We start from the raw sequence: 14,522 nt of genomic DNA on the forward strand, positions 1-14,522 counted from the left end.
CCGCCGCTCGCGGCTTAGCGCTCCGGAAACAACGCCTTATGTAAAGCTTCCGCCGGATGCAACGCCCGTCGCCCCGTGCCATGTTTAATCTGCTGCCGGCAACTCACCCCCGCCGCCACGATGGTCGTCTCTTCACCGACCGCTCGTACCGCCGGCAACAATCTTCGTTCTCCCATCGCCAGCGACACATCGTAATGCTCCGCTTCGTAGCCAAACGACCCCGCCATGCCGCAACAGCCCGAGTCGACTTCCTGCACCTCGCCCCCCACCGCCGCTAACGTTCGCTTGGAAGGCCCCGTCCCCACGAGTGCCTTTTGATGGCAATGCCCATGCAGCAAAACTTTGCCCAACGCTTGCTGAATTTTGAGATTCAACGTCCCTTCGTCGGCCAGCTTCGCAATAAATTCCTCAAACAAGAACGAATGCTCGGCGATCTTCGCAACGCGTGTTTCATCAGGAAGCAATGTGAATAATTCATCGCGCAACGTGAGCAAGCAACTCGGTTCCAATCCTACGATTGGAATCCCCTCCTCCGCAAACGGTGAAAGCTTATCCACGCAATCCCGCGCCGAGGCCCGTGCCTGATCGACAAAGCCTTTCGATATCGCCGGTCGTCCACAGCAATAATGCCCCGGCAACACGACGTCATACCCCGCCGCTTCCAGCACTTCCGTCGCCGCGATGCTCACCTCGGGATAGTTATACGTATTGAATGTGTCGTTAAACAGAACGACCTGCTTACCGGTTAGTGTTGGCTTCGGCCGCTTCGCAAACCAAGTCGTGAATGGCTCCCGCGCAAATTGCGGTAACTGCCGCTGTACGCTGATTCCGACCGTCTTCTCCAAAACAACTTTCACCAACCGATTCGAAAGTATCGCATTCACCAACGGCGCAAGTGCTCCGGAACACCACCGGCTCGCCCGCGCGATGTCCACCATCAACCGCGCCCGCAGTGGCTTGCCATTCTGTTCGTAGTAATGAACCAAGAATTCAAACTTGATCTTGGCCATATCGACCGACGAGGGGCACTCGCTCTTGCAAGCCTTGCACTCGATGCACAAATCGAGCGCATCGTATAATCGTTCACTCGTGAATGATCCCGGCGGCAAAATCCCCGACATCGCCGCCCGCAGCAAATTCGCTCGTCCGCGCGTGCTGTGCTCTTCTTCCTGTGTCACCATAAAGCTGGGGCACATCGTCCCCACGGTCAGCTTCCGACAAATCCCCGCGCCATTGCACATTTCAACGGCGCTGGCCAATCCTTGATTCGCCGAGAAGTCGATATGCTCCTTGATCGGCTCGACTTCGTATTGATCGTCATACCGCAAATGGTCCGTCATCGCGGGGCCATCGACGATGTTCCCGGGATTCATAATGTTCTGCGGATCGAAGATACGCTTCACTTGCTGATACAGGCCATAAAGCTCCGGCCCAAAGAATCGCTCGTTGAGCCACGTTCGTGTTCGGCCCGCGCCGTGTTCGCTCGATAGCACACCATCGTAACCATTGAGCAGTTCTACCGAAAACTCCGCAATCCGCGGCAGCTTGGCGATGTCCTCCGCCATTTTGGTGTTCATCAACGGCTTGATGTGCAAACAACCCGCGCTCGCATGCGCGTAGTAAGCGACCTGCGTGCCGATGTCGTTGCAGAACTCTTCGACCTTGGTGATGTAATCCGCCAAATGTTCCACCGGCACGGCCGCATCTTCAATGAACGGAATCGGCTTGTGATCCCCCTTGATGCTCATCAACAGACCCAAGCCCGCCTTCCGCACGACCCACACGTCTTCCTGTTGCAGCGGCGTCTTCGCCTCGGTGATCGCCGTGAACGGCACGCCTTGCGCGTTTAAGTGGTCGCGCAATCTTTTGAACTTTGCCGTCAACTCGGAATCACTATCCCCCGTAAATTCCGTGATCAACACGCAATTCGGAAAGCCCTCAATAAAATTCCGCAACCGATACGCATAACCAGGCACATCACGACACAGCGTGATCCCCAAATGATCGAGCAACTCCACCGCCGTGGGGCCAACTTCCAAAATCGTCGCGACGGAGCTCAGCGCCTTGTACAGCTTCTCGAAATGCACGATCGCCAAGGTCGACAACTTCGGCTTACGCACCATGTTGAGTTTCAACTCATGCATTACGCCGAGCGTTCCTTCACTCCCGCACATCAACTTCGCGAGATTGAAGCGTGCATCGGGCGGAAACGCATACGTTGTCCCTGCCGGATCCAAGCGATCCAAATTGTATCCACCGCATCGCCGCCAATGCCGCGGGGTATGCTCGCGTATAACTTTCTTATTCACATCGTTGGTGACGAGCCCCACCAACTCGCGATAGACTTGCCCTTCAAAACCAGTCAACTTACACTTCGCCGCCAATGCATCTTTCTCGACCACCGAAAAACTTGCGCGGCTGCCGTCTGCCAAGAACACATCCGTTCCCAGCACGTGATCCGCTGTCATGCCGTAGACAATCGAGTGGCTCCCCGTGGAATTGTTCGCAACGATTCCCCCCATCCCCGCGCGATTGCTGCTCGCCGGATCAGGTCCGAATTGCCAATCCAGCGGCCGCAAATGAATGTTCAGCTGATCCAGCACCACCCCCGGTTGCACGCGAACCCAATGCTCATCGACATTCACTTCGAGCACCTGATGAAGATGCCGATTCAAATCAAAAATGACCGCTTCGCCGACCGTCTGCCCTGCTAGGCTGCTCCCCCCCGTGCGCGGCAAGATCGGCACGCCATACTTCGCAGCCAGTTCCACCCCTGCGTGCAACTCTTCCACGTTCTTGGGAAGCACCACCGCATAGGGCATCACCTGATAGATGCTCGAATCCGTGCTGTACAACACGCGATTGATGCTATCGGTCCGGATATCACCGCCCGTGCGTTTCCCCAGTTCCGCTAAATAGTCCCGCACCTTCTCAGGCAGCGGAGTGATCTGGGGACGACTCGAAGCGACGGCGACACTCATGGAGAATACCCAAAACGATATCTAGGCCGAGAAACTTAGAAGTTGTTACGCATCCTAAAGCTTGATCGCTCAACACTCAACGCACATCGCAAAGATTGTAAAATCGCATTGAACCGCCAAGGACGCCAAGATCGCCAAAATAATCTGCAAACTACGAATCCTACAAATTTCACGAGAAGTTCTATTCGTGTTATTCGTGATAATTCGTGGTTAAAAAAATCTTCCTCGGCGCACTTGGCGTCGTTGGCGGTTCAAATCCGCGACTTTTCTGACCCTTACCTGGCAGTGTGGCGCGAACCTTTTCCCAGTTTGTTAAGTCTTCTGAAAACCGCAAGCCGAAGTGGCTTATTCGGTGTCTTTCCCCATGCTGATCGTCTACAATTTGCGATCCCCAATCCCGCTAATGCGCATGCCTACTTATCAGGTGACGAATGGACTCGGCAAGCAGTCAACTGACCAGCAACGAATCATCCTGGTGGCACCGACCCAGCGGCGGACGTGAAGTCCTGCAGGTCGCGTTTCCGCTGGTCATCTCCACGTTGTCGTGGACCGTGATGACCTACGTCGACCGCATTTTTCTCGCTTGGTATTCCCCCACAGCATTGGCGGCCTCCTTCTCTGCGGCGATTGTCTGGTTCGACGTCTTCTGCGTCTTCATAGGCATCTGTAGCTACGTCGCGACATTTGTTTCGCAATACCACGGCGACGAGCAACCTGAACGCATCGGGCCCGTCGTCGCGCAAGGCAACTGGTTAGCCCTGCTTTCGATTCCACTCGCGATTGCTGCCTATCCTCTGGCGACATTCTTATTTACTCACGCCGGCCATAGTCCCGCTGTCACCGAGCAAGAAATTCTGTATTTCCAGATTCTGTGCTTTGCCGGTCCACCCATGGTGATCGCCCAGTCGCAATCCTGTTTCTACAGCGGGCGCGGCATGACCTGGGTCGTCATGATCATCGATGTGTTTTCCGTGGTCGTCAATCTCGCTTTCGACTATGCCCTCATCTTCGGCAATTGGGGTTTCCCTAAAATGGGTATCGCCGGCGCCGGTTGGGCCACGGTCATCGGCTTCTGGACCAAGCCGATCATTTATTGGTGGCTCCTGCGTCAACCGACCCATCGCCAAACCTTTCGCACCGATGTTTGGAAGCTCGACATCCCCTTACTGCGCCGCCTTGTATACTACGGCGGGCCAGGCGGTCTGCAGATGTTGCTCGACGTCACCGGCTTTACGGTCTTTGTCCTGCTCGTTGGCCGACTCGGAGATATGGAAGCGCAAGCCACTTCGATGGCCTTCAGCATCAATACCGTTTCGTTCATGCCTGTGTGGGGGCTTGGCATTGCCGCCAGTATTCTCGTCGGACAGCGCTTGGGCGAAAATCGCGACGATCTCGCGTCCCGCGCAACGTGGACGACCTATCAAATCGGCATTGCCTACATGGCCTCTATCACGCTGCTGTATGTCGTCTGGCCCAATCTGTTTCTGCAGGCCTTCGTCGACGACAAACTCGATCCCGACTATCTCGCCCAGCTGCAGCACATGGCATTGACGCTGCTGTACTTTGTTGCCGCCTACAATCTGTTTGATGCGACGCAAATCATTTTTGTGTCGGCGCTCAAGGGTTCGGGCGACACCAGATTCATCATGTACCTGAGCCTTACCATGGCTACCGTCTTGGCTGTGATGAGCTATCTGGCGGTCGAAGTTTTCCACTTCGATGTCTACGGCTGCTGGGTGCTGATCGTGGTCTGGCTCGTCATAATGGCCGCCGCCTACTTCTGGCGGTTCATGACCGGCAAGTGGCGGCACATGCGCGTCATCGAGCAGGTGCATCATTCCCAAGGTGCCACCTGCGACGAAGAATCGGTCGTCGGCGAACCAGTTGCTTGCAGCGAAACGTGATTTCCAGGGCTAAAATTCACTTTTCGCTTTCGCCGCGAATTGTGTATGCTCCGGAAGTCTCGTCCGCTCACTCCTCCTCTCGCTACGAGGTTTCCATGCATACTTTCACGCGCACATTTCTTGCCATTCTGATTGTCGTTTGTGGTTCAGCACTGCAAGCGCAACCGACCGCGCTCACGGTAACAATCTCCGACATGCACCTCTGTTGCAAAGGCTGCACGGCCGCCGTCGAAAAATCCGTCGCCAAAATCCCCGGCGTCAAATGCACGGCCAGCAAAGAAGACCACACGGCACTCATCACCGCCAGCAATCCTAAGGTACTGCAAGAAGCGCTCGACGCGATCGCCGCCGCGGGCTTTTACGGCACGGTCGACAATAATGAAGTCGAATTCAAACCGATCACCTTCAAAGAAGGCAACGTGCAAAAACTCGAAGTCGCCCACATCCACAATTGCTGCATGGGCTGCACCGACGCCATCAAAGCCGCCATCGAACCCATCACCGGTGTGAAGTCGAACACCATCAAGAACAAGCAAACGTCGTTCGTCGTCGAAGGCGACTTCTCTCCCGACGAAGTCGTCAAAGCCATCCAAGCCGCCGGCTTCTACCCCACGCTAAAAACCAAAAAATAGGCGGCGAGCGGGGGACGTAAGTCCCCTGCAACAATCGCTACAAACGACACAACATCAAAACAACCACCAATAGCCGGAGGGCCACGCCCTCCGGGTTCCCGAATCGCATTGCGATCTGCCTAAGCTGTTGTCGCATAACTCAACCTTCGAGCCCCTTAATTAGTTCATAATATGGCACTGCCAGCGCAAGGCAGGCAAAAGCAATCATTATGATTGCTAACACAATGACGATCGAATCGCAATTCTGTCGAGTTTTTTTGTCGTAAAACAAATACTCTTTGACGACCACGCCGAATGGTAATGCGAGTAACAATATAGGCAGCCCCGGATTCAAAAACAAAATTGTAAGCTGCGAAACTTCTAGATCAAAGTCATTGAATACTGCTTTAACCGAAGCTCCGACAAACCATAAGCCGATGGGCAAGACGAGTGTCAAAACCAGAGTTAGGTAAAAGCTCGTAGAACGAAAAGGAGGAGTTTGTTCTAGCATTCAACACTCTCCAATCTTACGCTGTTATGTCTCGATCCTCATACCCATTCGGATGTGCCTTGTGCCAACCCCAGGCACTTTTTACGATTCCTTCGATTTCACGATACTTGGGCTGCCAGCCTAACACCTCGTTCGCCAAACTCGCGTCGGCCACCAACGCGGGCGGATCCCCTTCGCGGCGTGGGGCCATCTCCGCGGGAATGGCATGCCCCGTCACGCGCCGGCCAGCTTCGATCACCTCCAGCACGCTCGCTCCGTTGCCCGTCCCTAGGTTGAGCTTCAATTCGCTCCCCGCCTGAAGTTTCTCCAGCGCCGCCAAGTGCGCCGTCGCCAGATCATCGACGTGAATGTAATCGCGAATGCAGGTCCCGTCGGGCGTAGGATAATCGTCGCCGTAAACGCGAATGCTCTCTCGCTTACCCAGGGCGACTTCGAGCACAAGCGGAATCAAATGCGTTTCGGGATCATGATCTTCACCGATCGTGCCATCCGCCGCTGCACCTGATGCGTTGAAATACCGCAGCGCCGCGTAACCCCAACCATACGCATGCGCGTAGTCCGCAAGCGCTCGTTCGATCACCAGCTTGGTGAATCCATAAGGATTGATGGGGGCTTGTTTTTCCGACTCCGTGATCGGCACGACGTTGGGCACGCCGTAGGTCGCACACGTGCTGGAGAACACGATTCGCTTCACGTCGGCATGCCGCATTGCTTCCAGCAGCGACAAGGTACCCACGACATTGTTGTGGTAGTATTCCGCCGGATTGGTGACCGACACACCGACATAACACGACGCGGCAAAGTGCATCACCGCTTCAATCTTTTTCTCTTTGAGCGTGGCCGTCAGTTTATCCTGATCGTGCAGATCCCCCTCGACAAGCCGCTCCGCCGGCACCGCCGCTCGATGCCCTTCCGAGAGATTGTCATAAATCCAAATGTCGTGCCCCCGCGCCAGCAGCAACTTCGCCGCGTGCGAACCGACATACCCTGCCCCGCCTGATAGCAAAACTTTCATTCTGATCTGATACTCCGTGAGAATTTTCTAAGAACTATTTTTACCACAGAGAACACCGAGATCACAGAGTCGACAAACAATCTCATAAACTCTCTGTGGGCTCTGGGCCCTCTGTGGCTAATCACGTCTTGCGCTGTATAAACAACACCATGAGTGACCAGATTAATGAATCGACTGAAAAAATTCGTAAACCGCCGCTCCGCTGCCGCTTTCACGGCAAGCTGGCCAACTGGCTCCGCGCTAGCGGTGGCAGCCTCGCGATCACGACCTATACCTCCGGCAAGCTCGTGTTCGTCGGTTGCGAAAACGGACAGATCAAATTCCACTCGCACAAGTTCGCCCGCCCCATGGGCATGGCCCTCAACGGCAAGCGATTGGCCATCGCCGTTCGCGAGCAGATTCTCACCTACCGCCTCGCCGACGACGGCATCACCTTCGCGCCGCAACGTGCTTATCACACCGGCAAAGTGAACGCCCACGATATCGCCTACGGCCGTCGCGGCCTGTATTTCGTCAACACACGGTTCAATGCGTTAGCTCGCGTTTCGGAAACGAAACGTTTTGTCCACTGCTGGCTGCCGCCCTTCATCACAACGATCGTCGCCCAAGATCGCTGTCATTTGAATGGTTTGGGACTCGCAAGTGGCAAACCGACGCTTGCCACGGCCTTTTGCGAAACTGATGAGCGCAATGATTGGCGCAAAGAAGATCGCTTCACCTCGGGCGTGCTGATCGATATCCCCAAGCGCGAAATCGTCGCCCGTGGTTTATGCATGCCCCACTCACCCCGCCGTTATCGTGGCCAGTGGTGGCTCTGCAATTCGGGCCACGGCTCGCTCTCGAAGTTCGACCCAATGACCGGTCAGTGCGCAGAATTCTGTTCGCTCCCCGGCTTCACCCGCGGCCTCGATTTCGTCGGCCAACACGCACTCGTGGGCCTATCCAAGATTCGCCCCAAGCACATCCTCGACGCCCCACCCGTCCGTGAGCGCCACGAAAATCTGATCGCCGGCGTCGCCCTCGTAAACCTCACCACCGGCAAACAAGAAGGCCTACTAGAATTCACCTCCGGCGGCAGTGAGGTATTCGAAGTCACATTCCTACGCAACATCAAAACCCCCAAGTTAGCCGGCAGCGTCCCGCTGCCGATCCCTCTGCCGAGTGAGTCATAAACCTCCCCGCGCTCAAAACCCTCGCGGCGTCTCCACCGCAATCTTCTCCAGCGCATCGAGATTCTCGTCGACATAACGAAAGAGCCCGAACATGACAGCAAAGCCCACCAGTCCTACGCCGCTCACAACTTTCAACGCCCAACGATGATCGGCGGCCGTGTCCGACAGTGTGACCAGCAACATGCCCAGCATCGGCACTGCAGCCGAGAGCGCCAGATGCAGCAGATTGAGCTTGCGCAGCTTTTTGAGGTCGTGCCAGCGCGGCCCTGCGACAATCCCATTGCGTACTAGAGCGGGAAAGTAAATGCGCACAGCGAGCGCCGTCAGTAGGAAGTATGGCGACACCGCCGCCGCGATGCCACACAGCGCCAACGACAAAAAGAAATGTGAATAGAAAGTTACCATTCCCTCGATGGGTTCGCGGAGATTCATCAGCACGGGAAAAAGCAATCCGGATAAACTCCACAACACGAGCGTCAGCCGCGAAATAAACCAGCCAAAAAACAACACATGTTGGCCACCCTGCACGGAGAGTGTTGGCTTCTCACGATCGAGTTGTTTGGCAACTCGCTTGACAGCCCAGATTCCCACAATGGCACCAAGCGGATAGACGATGCAATTGATCCACAATTGCACTTCTTCGAACCACGGCCGGAGAGTGGCAAAATCTTCCTCAATTCGGTGTCGGTTGTATTCTAGATTGAATATTCCAGCAAAAATATTTGTCAACAACCCAGCAACGACCACCGTCACAATCGGCCAAGCGAGCATAAACCGCGTCACCAAGCTTCGCGGCTCTTGCAATAACCTCCAGGTCTGAGGATTCAAGCACAACCGCAGCGCCTGTGCCACCTCCGCCGCCGTTTGAAAACGCTCGCTCCGTCGCGACGCCAAACATTTCACCAGCACCTGCCGCAACGATTCCGGGCAATCACTGGGCAGCGCTCGGCACAATTCATTGAAATCAACATAATGTCGGCGGTCGATCATTCGCTGAATCTGCGCGAGCGAGCCCCCTTCGCTTGGCCCATCATCAAACGGCCGCAAACCGCACAACAGTTCCCACAGCACGATGCCCAACGAATACACATCGCTCTGATCGCGCACCAGTTGCGGCGAGCCCCCCAGCACGGGATGACACGCCTGCAATTGCTCCGGCGACATATAAGCCAGCGAACCCCCAAACGTATCCGCCGGATCTTCATCCGCCCGGCCACCGTTGTAGCTCACATTGAAATCCGCCAGCTTCGGCAAGCCCTCGGTCGAGAGCAACACGTTTGCCGGTTTGATATCCCGATGCAAGACGCCCCGCGAATGCGCGTAAGCCAAACCTTCGGCCAATTGGGCTCCTAATCGGCAAATCACCAGCGGCCATTTCGTTTCCGCGAGCCAATGACGATGCGTCGAACCATCCGGCCGCGCGGCACCGCTCGCCCCCAAATGTTCGTCGACTACGTCCAAGAGCAACTGCCCCGTCCGTTGCTTCTGCGGCGTACTCCGCACGCGTTTCACCACGTCGAACAGCGTCCCCCCCGGCACGACTTCCATATACAACAGTCGCGCCGGCGGCTCAACGCTCACCCGTTGATCAAACACCCGCACCACGTGCGAATGATCAAGCTGCGCGAGCGTCTGCGGTTCACTTCCCGTATGGCGCGAAATCTTGAGCGCGACCAACCGCTCCATCGAAATCTGCCGCGCGAGAAACACCTGCGCAAACGCCCCGTGCCCCAACTCGTTTAAGAGTTGAAAATCATCGATCGTTTGGCCCGCTTCAAAATTCAGCTCGATCTCTTCAAACTTCGATGGCACGCTCGCCTTGCCACTGCTTCCTTCAGCTGCCGCGCCGCTGCGTTTCGTCGACGCACCGTAATACGTGCAAGTCGGTGAACCACTGACCGCCATCCCGCCGACGATCTCACACAGCGCGGTCGCCTGTTTTGGAAACCGCCGGCGAATCTCCTCCTCCGTCACGCGGTCCCCCGCCTGCATTCGCACCTGCAACTCTTCGTGAATCAAATCCACCGGCAGCATCGAGAGTGGACCCAGCGACGGATGGTCGGCCACGTACTCCTCAACCCTGCGCGGCGAACGGCCATACTGCCAACGATATTCCAAATCGACTTTCACGAGCTCGGGCAGCGCGAATTTGGCGAACTCCGCATCCCCCTTAGGCAAAAAATCACCAAGCCGCGGCTCGGTCCGCGAACCCGCGAAATGCGATTCCCAAGCCCCCGAAAGCGCGTCAATCGCCGTGGCGATGCGATCCCACCGCCGCTCTTCAAGTTGAGCCGCCTCGCCCGCGGAGGATTCTCCCTGGGAAGCGTCGCTCAGTTGGCTAGAATGATCGCTGGACATATAGAAGAACTAATTACCACAAAGTCACTAAGGACACAAAGATAAAGTCGAGGATAACTAGATTCGCATAATAAAACGGATCAGAGTTTGCCGAGTTTTCATGACTTGAGTTCCCTGAGTGTGCTTTGTGTCTTTGTGGTAAATCTCTGGAATTCCCATGCACGACCATGATACAAAAATCCTGGCTGGCCTGCGAACGGGCGACGAAGCCGCGCTTGTTGAGTTTTTGAAAACCAACGAGGGTGCGCTGCTGGCGTTCATTCGCAGCCGCATCGGCACGCAATTGCAGCGCAAGCTCGAGCCCGAGGATGTCCTCCAAGAAGCCAGCATCGAAGCCGTCCGCACGCTCCCCCAAACCGACCTCACGAGCTGGGACCCGCTGAATTGGCTGTTCCAAATCTGCGAGCGGAAAATCATCGACGCCCACCGCCGCTTCTTTGCCAGCCAAAAGCGTGACGCCAGCCGCGAGGCCGTGATCCCCGACGGCAGCGCCGCGGCGGGATTGGCCAACTTGCTCGCCGCCAGCATGACCACCCCCAGCGACGCCTTCTCCCGCGATCAACGCCAACTCCGCATGCTCGCCGCGCTCGATACGCTCCCCGAAGATCAGCGCGAAGCCCTCCGGCTCCGCTATCTCGTGGGGCTCTCGTCGAAAGAAATCTCCAAAAAAATCGGCAAGACCGACGGCGCAACCCGAGTCATGATCTCCCGCGCGCTCGCCCGCCTGCACGAAATGCTAGCGGAATAAAGAATGGAACACAGATACCCACGGATCAAACAGATGATCGCGGATTTTTTTAAAGGAGATAACAAAGAAAGCAGAGTAACAAAACAAACCGCTAATAAACGCTGAACACCACTTGCGGATTGATTTTTTCATACTTTCTATTAGCGAATATGAGCGTCAATCAGCGGTTAAATTCTTCAACAAATCCTTCTCCGCTCCCTCTGCTACCTCCTGTAAAAATTCCCAAAAAATCCGCCCAATCCGCGTTCTTCTGTGTTCTATTTATTTTACTGAACCCTTTTCCCCTGCCCGCGGCACTTAGGTTGGCATGTCCGCACTCCTTCGCGAGCCATCGACGATGAAGCCCAACGCCATGGATTTGGCCGAGCTGGTTCGCCAGCATCAAGCCGACGTCTGGCGGTACTTGCGCTACCTGGGGGCCTCGGCCAGCGATGCCGACGACCTCACGCAGGAAACCTTCCTCGCCCTGGCCCGTTCGGAATTCGCGGAGCAAGGTCCCCAGCAAACCAACGCGTACCTCCGCACGATTGCTCGGAACCAACTGTTGATGGCCCGCCGCCGCGAAGGTCGCGAGATCAGCACCGTGGAGCTCGCCGCCGCCGAAGAAGTTTGGAGCGCAAGTCTCCTGGCCGACGACTCGGCCGGATTCCTCGCGGCGCTTGCCGATTGTTTGCAGCAACTCGAAGGACGAGCGCGGCAAGCCATCGACGGGTTTTATCGCGACCACCTCAGCCGCGAAGAACTCGCGGCCAAGCTCGACATGAAACCCGACGGCATAAAAACCATGCTCCGCCGCACCCGCGAAGTTTTGCGCCACTGCATCGAGAAAAAAACAAGTTAGCCGGCATCGTCCCGATGCCGTGAAGGCCTCAAATATGAACAACCATCCCCCCACCGACCACTGTGACGCCCTCCTCGACCGCGGCCTCGCCGAACTGTTGGGCGGCGAAACGCCCCCGGATCTCAGCGAAAAAATCCTCGCGGCCGCGAGTGCCGAACAAGTGCCCGTTCACTGGAGAGAACGAAACCCATTGGTCAGTAATGAACGCCCGTGGATCAAATACGTTTTGGCCGCGTCAATTCTCCTTGTCATTGGGGGGATTTTGCTTCCCGAGAAAAGGGCACTACGTGAAAGCGCTCGAAATGACGTTCAGCCACGCTCAGAGGAACTTGTAGCCACTAAGCCACCCGCCCTCAGCAAAACCGCGAAAGAACAAAACTGGAAAGACACAATCGATTCCGGCATCGGCCTCCGCGGCCTGATCAACGATGCCGAGACTCGCCATTCAAATGATGAACTCATGATGGCCGTCACGCCACACATCATCATCCAAGAAGAGGAAGAAGAACGCCTCGGCATCCATCAAGAGGAAGAGGGAGATCGATCCGGCATTGCTGGCGAGGAAGGCACAAACATCATTGTTGACGAACGCAACTTCGACTGGCCTGCCCGTCGCGAAAAGAAGGCAGGCATCGATATTAGCGGGAAAACGCAACCAATGCACTTTTATGCTGACGTTGATATGGAACTTGCAAGACAGAATCGCGGCGAAGAACTTCGAGGGCGCGGCCAACGCATGCGTATCGACGCCAGACCGGGTATTCAAGCTGGCGATACCATAGTACGTGTCCATCCAAGAGCAGATTTAGTTCTACCCCTTGATGCCCGTTCTTCCCGCGACCAGTACACCCCCATTCACGAAAACCCCTTCATCAAGGCCGACGGCCCCGACGCTGTGAGCACGTTCTCCATCGACGTCGATACCGCCAGCTACGCTAACGTCCGCCAGTTCCTCGAATCGGGCCGGCTTCCCCCCGCCGATGCCGTGCGGATCGAGGAGCTCGTCAATTACTTCGATTACGACTACGCCGGCCCAACCGACACAGAATCTATCGACGGCAAGCCCTTCGCCGCTCACATGGAAGTCGCCGCCTGCCCCTGGAACAAAGACCATCGCTTGACCCGCATTGCGATCAAGGGCAAGGAAATCGCTCGCGACGAGCGGCCCCAATCGAATCTCGTGTTCCTCGTCGACGTTTCCGGCTCGATGAATGATCCCAACAAGCTGCCGCTGTTGGTCGAAGGGATGAAGATGCTCACTCGCGAGTTGGGCGAGAACGACCGCGTGGCGATTGTCGTTTACGCTTCGAGCGAGGGGATGGCCCTCCCCAGCACCCGCGGCGATGAACAAGAAACGATCCTCGCCGCGCTCGACCAGCTTCGCGCTGGTGGCTCGACCGCCGGAGGGGCGGGCATCAATCTCGCCTACCAAGTGGCCCTCGACAATTTCATCGAAGGTGGGACCAACCGCGTCATCCTCTGCACCGACGGCGATTTCAACGTCGGCGTCACCGACACGGCCCAGCTTGAGCAACTCGCCATCGAAAAAGCCAAGACCGGCGTCTTTCTCACCGTCCTCGGCTTTGGCCGCGGCAATCTCAACGACGCGATGATGGAAGGGATCAGCGGCAAAGGCAACGGCAACTATCACTATGTCGACAACCTGACCGAAGCTCGCAAGGTGCTCGTCGAAGAAATGGCCGGCACGCTCGTGACGATTGCCAAAGACGTGAAGATTCAAGTCGAGTTCAATCCCGCGCAGGTCGCCGGCTACCGGTTGATCGGTTACGAAAATCGGATGCTCAAGACCGAAGATTTCAACGACGACAAAAAAGACGCCGGCGAAATCGGCGCCGGCCACACCGTCACCGCGTTGTACGAAATCATCCCGGCGGGCCAGAAAGTCACACCGCCCGCCGCCGACCCCCTGAAATACCAACAGCCGCTCGCCGGCTTAGCGGACGAAACCACCAAGAGCACCAAGAGCGCTAAGCCGCAAGCGGCGAGTGACGAGCTCCTCACATTAAAACTTCGCTACAAACTGCCCGAGGCCAGCCAAAGCACGAAGCTCGAATTCCCCATCACCGATTCGGGCGAATCGTTCGCCGAAGCCACCGACGATTTCCAATTCGCCGCCGCGGTGGCCAGCTTCGGCATGTTGTTGCGTCATTCGCAGTATCAAGGAGAAACCTCGTTCGACGCGATCCAAGAAATCGCCCAAGCCTCACTCGGCAACGATCCCCACAACTATCGAGGTGAGTTTTTGGAATTGGTACGCATCGCGAAAGAGTTAACCACGAGTCAACACGAATAAATGAATGTGATTCGTACGTTAGCCGGCATCGTCCCGATGCCGCGCCTGGGCAAACCGTAGGCCGGAA

At 56.3% G+C, this 14,522-nt stretch carries 10 protein-coding genes; 6 read left to right on the forward strand and 4 right to left on the reverse strand.

Annotated elements, in window-relative coordinates; all coding sequences use genetic code 11:
- Positions 1–14 precede the first annotated feature (14 nt).
- Complete coding sequence (locus AC6T8Q_RS17845; protein WP_500680371.1) at positions 15–2,981, reverse strand: FAD-binding and (Fe-S)-binding domain-containing protein; 2,967 nt, start codon at positions 2,979–2,981, stop codon at positions 15–17.
- A 431-nt stretch (positions 2,982–3,412) separates the two neighbouring features.
- Between AC6T8Q_RS17845 and AC6T8Q_RS17850 the strand changes: the two genes are divergently transcribed.
- Complete coding sequence (locus tag AC6T8Q_RS17850; protein WP_500680372.1) at positions 3,413–4,885, forward strand: MATE family efflux transporter; 1,473 nt, start codon at positions 3,413–3,415, stop codon at positions 4,883–4,885.
- Between the two features lie 95 nt (positions 4,886–4,980).
- Entirely contained in the window at positions 4,981–5,517 is a 537-nt protein-coding gene (locus AC6T8Q_RS17855; protein WP_496921479.1) for a cation transporter, read from the forward strand.
- Positions 5,518–5,656: 139 nt separating this feature from the next.
- Here AC6T8Q_RS17855 and AC6T8Q_RS17860 read toward each other — a convergent pair whose 3' ends face one another.
- Complete coding sequence (locus AC6T8Q_RS17860) at positions 5,657–6,007, reverse strand: hypothetical protein (protein WP_500680373.1); 351 nt, start codon at positions 6,005–6,007, stop codon at positions 5,657–5,659.
- A gap of 16 nt (positions 6,008–6,023) precedes the next feature.
- Entirely contained in the window at positions 6,024–7,022 is a 999-nt protein-coding gene (gene galE, locus AC6T8Q_RS17865) for a UDP-glucose 4-epimerase GalE (RefSeq protein ID WP_500680374.1), read from the reverse strand.
- 149 nt (positions 7,023–7,171) lie between these two features.
- Here galE and AC6T8Q_RS17870 point away from each other — a divergent pair, with 149 nt between their 5' ends.
- Positions 7,172–8,194 (forward strand): TIGR03032 family protein, encoded by a 1,023-nt coding sequence (locus AC6T8Q_RS17870; RefSeq protein ID WP_500680375.1) that lies wholly within the window; start codon positions 7,172–7,174, stop codon positions 8,192–8,194.
- Between the two features lie 12 nt (positions 8,195–8,206).
- Here the strand turns inward: AC6T8Q_RS17870 and AC6T8Q_RS17875 are convergent, their stop codons facing one another.
- Complete coding sequence (locus tag AC6T8Q_RS17875) at positions 8,207–10,552, reverse strand: serine/threonine-protein kinase (RefSeq protein ID WP_500680376.1); 2,346 nt, start codon at positions 10,550–10,552, stop codon at positions 8,207–8,209.
- A gap of 157 nt (positions 10,553–10,709) precedes the next feature.
- Between AC6T8Q_RS17875 and AC6T8Q_RS17880 the strand changes: the two genes are divergently transcribed.
- From AC6T8Q_RS17880 to AC6T8Q_RS17890, 3 genes are all read left to right on the forward strand, one after another.
- Positions 10,710–11,300 carry a sigma-70 family RNA polymerase sigma factor gene (locus AC6T8Q_RS17880; protein ID WP_500680377.1) on the forward strand — a complete coding sequence of 197 codons (591 nt, stop codon included), beginning with the start codon at positions 10,710–10,712 and terminating at the stop codon, positions 11,298–11,300.
- 307 nt (positions 11,301–11,607) lie between these two features.
- On the forward strand, positions 11,608–12,141 hold the full coding sequence (locus AC6T8Q_RS17885; protein WP_500680378.1) for an RNA polymerase sigma factor: 534 nt from the start codon (positions 11,608–11,610) through the stop codon (positions 12,139–12,141).
- A 34-nt stretch (positions 12,142–12,175) separates the two neighbouring features.
- A complete protein-coding gene (locus tag AC6T8Q_RS17890; protein WP_500680379.1) occupies positions 12,176–14,455 on the forward strand; it encodes a vWA domain-containing protein in 2,280 nt (759 codons plus the stop codon).
- Positions 14,456–14,522 lie beyond the last annotated feature (67 nt).

The organism is Bythopirellula sp. (assembly GCF_041737835.1).
Classification (GTDB): Bacteria; Planctomycetota; Planctomycetia; order Pirellulales; family Lacipirellulaceae; genus Bythopirellula.

What these genes read in the sequence shown, in the direction of transcription:
- AC6T8Q_RS17845 (WP_500680371.1), bottom strand. Translation starts at nt 2,981, where the DNA reads ATGAGTGTCGCCGTCGCTTCGAGTCGTCCCCAGATCACTCCGCTGCCT.
- AC6T8Q_RS17850 (WP_500680372.1), top strand. Translation starts at nt 3,413, where the DNA reads ATGGACTCGGCAAGCAGTCAACTGACCAGCAACGAATCATCCTGGTGG.
- AC6T8Q_RS17855 (WP_496921479.1), top strand. Translation starts at nt 4,981, where the DNA reads ATGCATACTTTCACGCGCACATTTCTTGCCATTCTGATTGTCGTTTGT.
- AC6T8Q_RS17860 (WP_500680373.1), bottom strand. Translation starts at nt 6,007, where the DNA reads ATGCTAGAACAAACTCCTCCTTTTCGTTCTACGAGCTTTTACCTAACT.
- galE (WP_500680374.1), bottom strand. Translation starts at nt 7,022, where the DNA reads ATGAAAGTTTTGCTATCAGGCGGGGCAGGGTATGTCGGTTCGCACGCG.
- AC6T8Q_RS17870 (WP_500680375.1), top strand. Translation starts at nt 7,172, where the DNA reads ATGAGTGACCAGATTAATGAATCGACTGAAAAAATTCGTAAACCGCCG.
- AC6T8Q_RS17875 (WP_500680376.1), bottom strand. Translation starts at nt 10,552, where the DNA reads ATGTCCAGCGATCATTCTAGCCAACTGAGCGACGCTTCCCAGGGAGAA.
- AC6T8Q_RS17880 (WP_500680377.1), top strand. Translation starts at nt 10,710, where the DNA reads ATGCACGACCATGATACAAAAATCCTGGCTGGCCTGCGAACGGGCGAC.
- AC6T8Q_RS17885 (WP_500680378.1), top strand. Translation starts at nt 11,608, where the DNA reads ATGTCCGCACTCCTTCGCGAGCCATCGACGATGAAGCCCAACGCCATG.
- AC6T8Q_RS17890 (WP_500680379.1), top strand. Translation starts at nt 12,176, where the DNA reads ATGAACAACCATCCCCCCACCGACCACTGTGACGCCCTCCTCGACCGC.